Genomic DNA, 10,779 nt, shown 5'->3' with positions numbered 1-10,779 from the left:
CTCAACACCCTTCCAAGGTACGAAGGCTAGCCTAACCTAAATTAGGGTTACCTAACTACCGTCTCGCCAGGCCCGCCAGAGTCGCGCGTAGCGGCCTCCCAGGGCCACCAACTCCCCGTGCGTGCCCTGCTCCACGACGCGTCCCGCGTCCAGTACGGCGATCCGGTCGGCCGCCACCGCCTGGGTCAGCCGGTGGGCCACGAACAGCGTCGTCCGGCCCGCGCACGCGGCCAGGACGGCCCGCTCGAGCTCGGCGGCCCCTTCGCTGCCGGCCTCCGCGGTCGACTCGTCGAGCACCACCACGGGTGCCCGGCCCAACACCAGCCGGGCCAGGGCGATCTGGGCGACCTTGGTGACGTCCAGGCGCTCGCCGCCCTCGCCGACGAGCGCGTACAGCCCGTCGGGCAGCGCGTCGACCCACTCGTCCGCGCCCACGGTGCGCAGCGCGGCCGCCAGTTCGCAATCGGTCGCCGCGGGCGCCGCCAGTCGCAGGTCGTCGGCGAGCGGACCGGAGAACACGTGCGTCTCCTGGGTCAGGATGCTCACCAACGCCCTCGCCCCGGCCTCGTCCAGATCGGCGATATCGGTCGACCCGACGCGCACCGACCCTGCCTGCGGGGTCCCGATGCCGGCGATGAGTGCGGCCAGGGTCGACTTGCCGGCGCCCGTCGCACCCACCAGGGCCAGCGAGCCGCCCGCCGGAATCGTCAGGCTGACGTCCCGCAGGACCGGCCCCTCGGCACCGGGATAGCTGAACGTCAGCCCCTCCACCTCCACCGAGTACGGGGCGCTGTCGGCCGGCGCGACGGTCGAGTCGCCGACCAGCCGCTCCTCCGCGGACTCCCCCAGTACGCCGACCAGGCGGGTCAGGCTCGCGCCCGACTTCTGCGCCTCGTCGAAGGTGAACATGATGGCGCCCAGCGGGGTGAACAGGCGGTGGAACACCAGGGGGGCCGCCGACACCTGGCCGATGGTGGCGGAACCGGTCTCCAGCAGGACGTAGCCCACCACGAGGATCAGGACCAGACCGATGAACTCGGCACGGTTCTCGCGGCCGACGAACCGGCCGAAGAAGCGGAACACCTCGACCCCGAGGTCCCGCACTCGCCGTGAGTCGCTGGCGACCTTCTCGCGGAAGTCCTCCTCGAGGCGGTACGCCCGCACCGTGTCGATGCCGTTCAGACCGCTGATCAGGGCCTGCGCGCGGTCCGCCTGGGCGACCGCGCGCTTCTGGTAGAGCGGGGCGGACCGGGGGAGGTACCAGCGCAGGGCCAGTGCGTAGGCCGGCAACGCGCAGGCGCCCGCCAGCCCGAGCCGCCAGTCGAGCCCGAACATGCCGACCGTGGCGATGGCCACCAGCACCCCGGCGGAGAACACCGTGGGAATGGCCGACCGGATGCCCTTGGACAGGACGGCGACGTCGTCGCCCACCCGGGAGAGCACGTCACCGCGGCCCACCTGTTCGATCCGGGCACTGGGCATGCCCAGCACGGCGCGGACGGCGCCTTCACGCAGGTGCGCGAGAAGGTCGGCGCCGAGCCGCCCGATCAGGTAGGCCGACACCGCGGTGGCCGCCGCGCCGAGCAGCGCGGCGGCCACCATCAACACCCCGATCCGCACCAGGATCGAAGGTGGTTCACCCCCGACCACTCCGTCGACCACCCGGCCGAGAAGCAGCACCGGGAGCATCTGGAGCGCCGCCCCGGCCACCGTGCTGAGCAGGGCGGCGGACGTCAGCCAGGGCATCGTGCGGCAGTTGGCCGCTACCCATCGGGCTGCTTCACGTCCGGTCGTCGTGCGCAGGGTGGCCGGGGCGACACGCGTATCCGTGGTGCTCACACCTAGCCGACCGACTTGACGAGCTCGTCGATCGCGAACGGCAGGGAGGGCAGGGTGGCCTGCGACATGGCCGCGCCGGCCGCCGGGCCCTCGCTGTCGAGCAGGTAGGACACCTTGTTGGCCTTGGACACCTTCAGGTTGGTGAAGAGGTCGAACTTCTTCAGGGCGTCCGTGTCGGCCTTGTCATTGATGACGAAGACGCGGTCGACGTCGACGAGGTCCATGCGCTCCGGGGAGAGCGCGGTGGAGAAGCTGCTGCCCGCGATCTTGTCGATCTCGGTCTGGCCCTTGAAGCCCATGCCGGTCAGGAGCTGACCGCGGACGTCGGTGGTGGTGAAGGGATTGACCGCGTCCTTGTACCAGGACAGCGAGACGGCGGTCTGGTTGGCGAACTCGGGGTGCGCCTTCTTGACCGCGGCGAGCTTGTCCTGGATGCCCTGGACCATCGCCTTGCCCTCGTCGGCCTTGCCGAGCGCCTTGGCGATGTGGAGGGCGTTGTCCTGCCACGGAGCGCTGAAGGGCTCCTTCTCGGTCTTCGTGCGGCCGACCGTCGGGGCGATCTTCGACAGCTTGTCGTAGGCGGCCTGGTCGATCTCGGAGTAGACCGCGATGATCAGGTCGGGCCGCAGGGCCGCGATCTTCTCGAAGTTGGGGCCGGTGTCACCGTTGTTCATGATGACCTCGGGCTTGGCGTCGCCCCACTTGTCCTTCACCCAGGGCCACTGGGTGTTGATGTCGGGGCTCTGACCCGCCGGGTTCGGGTACTGGTCGACCATGCCGACCGGCTTGATGCCGAACGCGAGGATGTTCTGGTCGTCGGTGTAACCGACGGAAACGACCCGCTTGGGGGCCTTCTTGACCTCGGTGGATCCGAATGCGTGCTCAACCGTGACCGGGAACGCGCCGGCGGCCGCGGGGGCGTTGGCGCTGTCGTCCTTCTTGTCCTTGTCCGCCGAGTCGGAACCGCAACCCGTGAGGAGGCCTACGCCCAGGGCCGCGACGGACACGGTCGCCGCCAGCCGCCGCCAGGGGGTCATACGTGTCGTTCGATCGATGAGCATCCGAGATCCCTTGCTTTTACGCTGTCCACTGCGGCCCACATAAGGGCAGGCAAACCTTACCCCGGGCCGATGAGGTTAGCCTACCCTAAGTTGTAAGGATCTCGTTTGGGCCGACCGGACTCTGGACATGGGTCCGGCCGATGGGCACGACGAGCGGCCGGTCGCCCACCGGATCGTCAATCACCATGGCACGCAGGCCGAATGCCTCGTGCAGCAGCTCAGCCGTCAGCACGTCGCGCGGGTGACCCTGCGCCAGGACCGAACCCGCCTTCATCACGATCAGGTTGTCGCTGTACCGCGCGGCCAGGTTGAGGTCGTGCAGCACCATGACCACCGTGCATCCCGATTCGTGCAGGTCGTCGACCAGGTCCAGCACGTCGATGGCGTGCGCCAGGTCCAGGTAGGTGGTGGGCTCGTCGAGCAGCAGCAGATCGGTTCCCTGTGCAAGGGTCATGGAGATCCAGACACGTTGACGCTGCCCCCCGGAGAGCGCGTCGACGGGACGGTCGGCCAGGTCGGCCACCCCGGTCATGGCCAGCGCGCGCTCCACGACGGAGGCGTCGTCCGAGGACCACTGACGCAGCCAGCTCTGGTGCGGATGGCGGCCCCTGGCGACCAGGTCGGCCACGGTCAGGCCCTCCGGCGCGACCGGCGCCTGCGGCAGCAGGCCGAGCTTCTTGGCCACGTCCCTGGTCCGCAGCCGGGCGATGTCCTCGCCGTCCAGGACGACGGATCCGCTGGTCGGCTTGAGCAGCCGCGACAGGGTCCGCAACAGGGTCGACTTGCCGCAGCCGTTGGGGCCGATGATCGTGGTCACCACGCCCACCGGGATCGTCACGTCCAGTGCGTCGATGACGGTCCGGTCCCCGTACCCCACCGTGACACCCTTGGCCGCCAACCGCGGGACGCCGTCGATCCCGGACCCGGACCCGGTGATGTACTGAGCGGCCATGACTCCCCCTTATTTAGGCTTGCCTAACCTTTCTATCACCTAGCGGCGGTTCGCCCGCACCAGGAGGTAAATGAGGAAGGGGCCGCCGATCGCGGCGGTGACCACACCGACCGGAAGCGAGATCGGCAGTGCCGTCCGGGCGACCAGGTCCGCGCCGATCAGCAGCAGCGCACCCACCGTGCCGGACGCCACCAACGGCGGTGTCGGGCACTTCGTCAGACGGATGGCCACCTGCGGCGCCACCATCGCCACGAACGGGACCGGTCCCGCCGCGCTCACCGCGAAGCCGGCCAGGAGCACCGCGCACAGCAGGAGGACGGCCCGCACCAACGAGTACCGGACGCCGAGGCCCGCGGCCACGTCGTCACCGAAGTGCAGCGGCTTGAACTGGAAGGCGACGCACGCCACGACGACCAGGAGGGCGAGCGTGCCCCAGAGCGCCACCCACACCTCGCCCCACGACCGGTTGTCCAATGAGCCGACCAGCCACGCCTGGGCCCGCGCCACGTCCCTGATGTCGGCGGTGACCAGCAGCCAGGTCGTGATCGCCTCCATCACGGCGCTCACGGAGAGGCCGATGAGGATGAGCCGGAAACCGTCGACCCCGCGCCGCCACGCCATGAAGTACACCAGCAGCCCCGTGCCCAGACCGCCGGCGAGCGCCGCCCCGGACAGGCCCACGGTGCTGACGACCGCGGCGGCGGCCCCGCCCGAGACCGTCACCAGGCACACCGCGACCGCGCTGGCGCCTCCCGTGATCCCCAAGATGTCCGGGCTGGCCAACGGATTGCGTGCGATGGACTGGGTGATCGCCCCGGACACCCCCAGCGCGACGCCCACGACGAGACCGGCCAGGGCCCGTGGCATGCGCAGGTCCATGATCACGAACTCGTCGACCCGCTCACCCGCGCCGAAGAGCGTGGCGACCACCTGCGGCAGGCCTATGGGGAAGTCCCCCACCGCGATGGACAGGCAGAACAGCAAGAAGGTCGCCGCCATCAGCAGCAGCGTGACCAGGACGATCCTGGGCCGCCATACGAACGACACGCGGCCGAACCTCACACCCGGCGCCACCGGCCGCTTCACCACTGTCACGTTCATGCGCTCTTGAACTTTCCCCGCCACACCAGGACCGCGAAGAACGGGGCGCCGAGGAGAGCGACGAGGACGCCCGCGTCCAGCTCACCCGGCCGCACCACGACGCGCCCCACGATGTCGCAGACCAGAAGGACGACCGCGCCGAGCAGACCCGCGTACGGCACCAGCCAACGGTAATCGGGCCCGGCCATGTACCGGGCCACGTGCGCCACCATGAGTCCGAGGAACGCGATGGGACCGCACGCCGCCGTGGCCGCGCCCGCCAGCAGGGTGATGGCGACGATCCCGACGGTCCGGATCAGCGTGATGTTCACGCCCAGTCCGCGCGCCACGTCGTCACCGAGGTTGAGCAGGTTGACGGAGGGCAGGGTGGACAGCGCCAGCACCAGCCCGACCGCGATGAAGGCGGTCACCGGCCAGATGACGTCGAACCCGACGCCGGCCACCGAACCGGCGTTCCAGAACCGCAGGGCGTTCAGGGCCGCCTTGTCCGACAGCGCGACCGCCGTCGTCATCGCCATGAGGAACACCGTGACCCCTTGCCCGGCCAGAGCGAGCGTCAGCGGATTGCCGGCGCCCCGGCCGATGCTCGACAGCCCGAACACGACCACACCGGCGAGCCCGGCCCCCACGAAGGCGAACCAGACGTACTGGAACGGATCGGTGAGCCCGAACAGGGCGATCGCCGATACCACGGCGAACGAGGCTCCGGTGTTCACGCCCAGCAGGCCGGTGTCAGCGATGGGGTTGCGCGTATACCCCTGGATCAGCGCACCGCCGACGCCCAGCGCGATGCCCGCCACGATCGCGAGCACCGTCCGGGGCACCCGCACGGTCTGCATGATGAGTCTGGTGTCCGAGACCTTCTGGCCGGGGTCCGGCGCGGCGAACAGCCCGTGCCACACCTCGGCGGGACTCAACGCGCGCGCGCCGACGGCGAGGGACACCACGGCCGCGACCACGAGCACCGCGAGGAGGGCTCCCAGACCCACGACCCGACGCCGCCGGGCCGCCGCGACCCGGGACACCGCCGGGCGTTCCACTGTGCTCGTGCCCATGTCTACGTAGGTCATCGGACGGGCGGGCCGCCGGCGCGGCGACGGGTACCAGGGGGCACGGGCATTCCTTCTTCGTGGATCTGCGGCTTGCAAACACTACTGCCGTGCCCGCGGTGCGAACACACCGGAAGCACGGCAGCGGGCCGGGACCGACCTGCTAGACGGCCGCCTGGCGGGCGCCGCTCCCGGCTCCCCCCGCGACCGGCCGGGCCTGGTCGGGCACGGTCTTGAGGTTCCGGTCCAGGATCGAGTCGAGTATCTCGCCGACCCGCACCGCGGTGTTGGACAGCAGGGAGGAGGTGATGCCGTGGGTGTGCTCGGTACCGCCCTGGAGGTAGATGCCGCAGCGCAGTTCGAGGTCGGTCGTCACGCGGTAGTCGCGTTCGACCCGGACCCGGCCCTGGTCGTCGCGGTGGCACCGGTCGGCGACCTCGCCGAGCAGGCCCAAGCCGTCCGCCTGCTGGTACCCGGTGGCGCACACCACGACGTCGGCGTCGAGCACGCTCTCCTCGCCGGTGACGAGGGACTTGACGGTGGCGCGGACCCCGTCGGCCGTCTCCTCCACGCCCGTCAGGCGCGAGACGTTCAGGAAGCGGAGGCGCTCGGTGCCGAGCACCTTCTCCTGGTACGACTGCCGGTACAGGTCGTCGATGAGGTCGATGTCCACCACGGAGTAGTTGGTGTTGCCGTGGTAGTCCATCAGCCGGCGCTTGATGTCCTCCGGCGCCGAGTAGTACTCGTCCACCGCCTGGGGGTCGAAGATCCGGTTGGCGAAGCTGCTGTCGTCCGCCGGGCTGTAGCCGTAGCGGGAGAAGACCGCGCAGACCTCGGCCTGCGGGAAGCGTCGGTGCAGGTAGGCGACGTTCTCGGCGGCGCTCTGGCCGGCGCCGACCACGATGAAGCGGGTGGGCTCGCCGTCTTCCAGGCCGTCCACCTTCGTCAGCAGGTCGGTGTTGTGCCAGACGTGGTCGGTCCGCTCGACGCCCTCCGGCATGACCGGGCGCAGTCCGGTTCCGACGATGAGGTTGCGGGCCCGGTGGACGACGACCTCGTCGCCGGACCGCGCGGTCACGTCGAGGTACTCGATCACGCCGTCACGCGTCACGGGCTCGACGGAGACGACCTGGTGGCCGTACGAGACCATGTCGTCGACCTTGGCCGCGGCCCACTCGAGGTAGTCGTGGAACTCCACCCGGAGCGGGAACAGGTTCTTGTGGTTGACGAAGTCGATCAGGCGGCCCTTGCTCTGCAGGTAGCAGAGGAAGCTGTACTCGCTGGTCGGGTTCCGGAGCGTCACCAGGTCCTTCATGAAGGACACTTGCATCGTCGCGTCGTCGATGAGCATGCCGCGGTGCCACCCGAAACGGGGCTGCTGCTCGAAGAAGTGGGCGGTGACCGCCTCCTGCCTCCCGACGCGCGCGTTGTGCTCGCTGAGCGCGATCGCCATGGCGACGTTCGACGGCCCGAAGCCGATACCGATCAGATCGTGGATCAGTGGTGCGTCGCCAGGAACAGCCTGTGACATGTCACTCCCATTGGTGCGGGACAGCCGCCTGCCAGGCGTCGTGTCAGGTGTGGGGAAAGGGGGAGTCCAGGCGCACCGGTGACCGGCAGCCGAGTGGAACTTAGGTAAAGCTAACCTGATCCAGCCGGACTGTCGACCGAACAAAACGGACAGAAGGCTCAGACTCGGGTCAATTAAGCCCAGAATCGGGGTTGTTGCGTCGTTAGGTAAGCCTTGCTTTACTTGCCTCTAGACATTGTGCGCTTCTGAGGAGGAACCCCGATGCGGGTCGTCATGTTCGGTTATCAGACCTGGGGCCATCGCACCCTGAAGGCGCTCCTGGACTCCGAGCACGACGTCGTCATGGTCGTGACGCACCCCAAGAGCGACCACGCCTACGAGAAGATCTGGAGCGACTCGGTCGCGGAGCTGGCCGAGGAGCACGGCGTTCCGGTCGTCATACGCAACCGCCCTGACGACGAGGAGCTGTTCCAGCTGCTCAAGGAAGCCGACCCGGACATCCTCGTCGCCAACAACTGGCGCACCTGGATCCCCCCGCGCATCTACACGCTGCCGCGTCACGGAACCCTCAACGTGCACGACTCGCTGCTGCCCAAGTACGCCGGATTCTCCCCGCTGATCTGGGCCCTCATCAACGGTGAGTCCGAAGTGGGCGTCACCGCGCACATGATGGACGAGGTGCTCGACGCCGGCGACATCGTCCTGCAGCACGCGGTCGCCGTCGGCCCGACGGACACGACCACGGACCTGTTCCACAAGACGGTCGACCTGATCGCCCCGGTCACCATCGGCGCCCTCGACCTGATCGCCTCCGGACAGACCGAGTTCACGAAGCAGGACCGCTCCCAGGCCACCTTCTTCCACAAGAGGGCCGAGGAGGACATCCGGATCGACTGGGCCTGGCCCGCCGAGGTCCTGGAGCGCCTGGTCCGCGCCCAGTGCGCCCCCTACCCGGCCGCCTTCACCTTCCACAAGGGCAAGCGCCTGGAGGTGCTCGCCGCCGTCGTCTCCGAGGGCCTGTACGGCGGCACCCCCGGACGCGTCTTCTACCGGGAGGGCGACGGCGTGGTGATCGTCGCCGGGGCCGACGCGCGCACGGGCCGCAACCACGGCCTGGCCATCACCCGGGTACGGACCGAGGACGGCCGGGAGCTGGCCGCGTCCGAGTACTTCACGACCATGGGCGGCTACCTGACGAACCGCCCCTGACGCCGGACCCGACCACTGCCGCCACGTGGTGCCGGCCCGCCGGGTGGCCCCCCGGCGGGCCGGCACCGGGTGGCCCGCCGGTCAGGCGCCCTTCGCCACCGGCTCCAGGATCGCCACGCACTCCACGTGGTGCGTCATCGGGAAGAAGTAGTCACCTACCTGGAGCACAAAACAGCAGGTCAGAGGGCCACACCACTCCAGCCACGGGGGCCCGTGCGTCAAACCAGCGTCACAACGGAGAACGGAATGGCGCGCGGTGATCACGGCACGAGGCTGTACGGCAAGCACCGGCGAACGTTGCAGAACACAGCAGCACTCCGCCAGCTTGCTCCGCGACAGCGCGGCGGCTACTCATGCAGCTCACACCCGCAGAGTCGGCCTCAGCCCAGGTCCTGGCGAAGGCGGCGGAGATAGGTGTCGATCTGTACAAGTCCAGGCCAGTCACTTCCCCGTACACGAGAGGTTTCCGACCTGAGCCGTTCTCCGATATCCAGTGCCTGGTGCAGGCTTTCCGTCGCGGCGTACAGGCTCATCAGCCGTGCGAGAGCATCGAGGTGACGGTTGACTGCGTCCTCGTCGCCCTCGTCGGGCGTGATTTCGCTGATTCGATCGAAAGCCTGGATGGCGGCGGTCGCTTCGCCGAGTTCCATCCGGCACTGCGCAGCGTAGTACCAGCACAGCTGGACTTGCTCGTCATGGTCGCCGTAACGGTCGGCGTAGTGGTGGGCGAGCGGCTCAAAGAGCGAGAGAGCCTCGCGGTGGCCTCCCGCCAGAAACTTCACCTGGGCAAGGTTGAACTGCATGCCTTCTTTGAGCTCCGGGTCAGCGGCTCTCGCGATGGCCTCCGCGAGTGCGTCGGCGGCCTGGGTGAACTGGCCATCCTGAACGAGCCGCGCTGCCCGGTCGGACACCGCGCCCGCCTCGTGGTCGGTCAATGCAGCGGGGTTTATCTCCAGCCCGGGCAGTTCGACGACCGGCGAGGGCGCGAGCGGCGAGGGAATCACGAGGGTTGGGGTGTACGAGGCGGCACCGCTGGGGCTGGGTGCCCGGCTGCCGAAAGGTCGCAGGAACGGCAGACGGGGGTCGAGGGTGCCCTCGTCGGCCGCGGTCGGGACACCTGTGGAGGCGTGGACGAAGGGCAGGAGAGCGTCGTAGACAGCCATCGCGTCCATACGCTGCTCGGCTTCCTTGGTGAGCATCGCCAGTAGGAGCTTCTCGATGTCGGCCGGCACGTCCGGGCGCAGAGTGCGGATGGGCGGGGGCGAGGTGTGGACGTGGTGCCACATGTGGGAGCGGCTGTCGTCAGGGGTGAACGGCGGCTTGCCGGTGAGCATTTCATGGAGCACGCAGGCGAGGGCGTATACGTCAGCGGCGGGGCCGACGGCGTTAGCCAGACTCTGTTCGGGAGACATGTAGGGCGGGGTACCTACGGTCATGCCGACCTGGGTGAGGCGGGGCAGGGTACCGACTCCGCGCAGGGCGGCGACGCCGAAGTCGAGGACCTTGACGATGCCTCCGGGGGTGAGCATCAGGTTGGACGGCTTGATGTCGCGGTGAACGACGTCGTGACGGTGGACGGTGTCAAGAACGGAGGCGATCTGGGCGCCGACGGCCGCAGCCCAGGAGACGGGGACCGTCTCGCTTTCGTAGTCGGTCTCGTCGATGAACGTCTGCAGTTCGCGTCCCTGCAGGAGCTGCATGACGACAAACAGCCGTCCGCTGGCCTCGTCGGTGCCGGTGTCGTAGACGGCCGGCACACCCAGCTGTTCGATGCCAGCGGTGATCTGGACCTCGCGCAGGAACCGGGCACGGCGGGTCTGCAGGGTCTCCTCGAAGGCCGCGCCCTGGAACCCAGGCGGGACCGGGCTCTCGGCCAACATCATCTTGACCGCGACCCGGCGGTCCAGTCGCTCGTCGTACGCCTGCCAAACCTCGCCCATGCCGCCCGCGCCGATCGGCGTGTGCAGCCGGTACCGGCCCGCGATCACGCGGGCCGGTACGCCGGCGTCGAAGCTCGGCGTGCCACCCTGCACCATG

8 protein-coding genes are annotated in these 10,779 nt (G+C 69.1%); 1 reads left to right on the top strand and 7 read right to left on the bottom strand.

The window, feature by feature from the left end:
• Window positions 1-51: 51 nt before the first annotated feature.
• From OG389_RS28510 to OG389_RS28485, 6 genes are all read right to left on the bottom strand, one after another.
• On the bottom strand, window positions 52-1,839 hold the full coding sequence (locus tag OG389_RS28510) for an ABC transporter ATP-binding protein (protein WP_328301289.1): 1,788 nt from the start codon (window positions 1,837-1,839) through the stop codon (window positions 52-54).
• A gap of 2 nt (window positions 1,840-1,841) precedes the next feature.
• Window positions 1,842-2,900, bottom strand: a complete 1,059-nt coding sequence (locus OG389_RS28505) for an iron-siderophore ABC transporter substrate-binding protein (RefSeq protein ID WP_328301288.1) — start codon at window positions 2,898-2,900, stop codon at window positions 1,842-1,844.
• An 85-nt stretch (window positions 2,901-2,985) separates the two neighbouring features.
• Entirely contained in the window at window positions 2,986-3,852 is an 867-nt protein-coding gene (locus tag OG389_RS28500) for an ABC transporter ATP-binding protein (RefSeq protein ID WP_328301287.1), read from the bottom strand.
• Between the two features lie 39 nt (window positions 3,853-3,891).
• Window positions 3,892-4,953 carry a FecCD family ABC transporter permease gene (locus tag OG389_RS28495; RefSeq protein WP_328301286.1) on the bottom strand — a complete coding sequence of 354 codons (1,062 nt, stop codon included), beginning with the start codon at window positions 4,951-4,953 and terminating at the stop codon, window positions 3,892-3,894.
• Window positions 4,950-6,008, bottom strand: coding sequence for a FecCD family ABC transporter permease (locus tag OG389_RS28490; RefSeq protein ID WP_328301285.1), 1,059 nt, complete (start codon window positions 6,006-6,008; stop codon window positions 4,950-4,952). Before OG389_RS28490 ends, OG389_RS28495 begins: the two co-directional genes overlap by 4 nt.
• Before the next feature lie 157 nt (window positions 6,009-6,165).
• Window positions 6,166-7,533: a lysine N(6)-hydroxylase/L-ornithine N(5)-oxygenase family protein gene (locus OG389_RS28485; protein WP_328301284.1), complete on the bottom strand. Its 1,368-nt coding sequence runs from the start codon at window positions 7,531-7,533 to the stop codon at window positions 6,166-6,168.
• Between the two features lie 261 nt (window positions 7,534-7,794).
• Here OG389_RS28485 and OG389_RS28480 point away from each other — a divergent pair, with 261 nt between their 5' ends.
• A complete protein-coding gene (locus OG389_RS28480; RefSeq protein ID WP_328301283.1) occupies window positions 7,795-8,742 on the top strand; it encodes a methionyl-tRNA formyltransferase in 948 nt (315 codons plus the stop codon).
• 380 nt (window positions 8,743-9,122) lie between these two features.
• On the opposite strand, the gene OG389_RS28475 is transcribed toward OG389_RS28480, so the two are convergent.
• Complete coding sequence (locus tag OG389_RS28475) at window positions 9,123-10,778, bottom strand: serine/threonine-protein kinase (RefSeq protein WP_328301282.1); 1,656 nt, start codon at window positions 10,776-10,778, stop codon at window positions 9,123-9,125.
• Between the last annotated feature and the right edge of the window lies 1 nt (window position 10,779).

Source organism: Streptomyces sp. NBC_00435 (assembly GCF_036014235.1).
In the GTDB taxonomy this organism is placed as follows: Bacteria; Actinomycetota; Actinomycetes; order Streptomycetales; family Streptomycetaceae; genus Streptomyces.
Note: the sequence above shows the minus strand (reverse complement) of the source record. Positions and strands in the feature narration are given on the sequence as shown.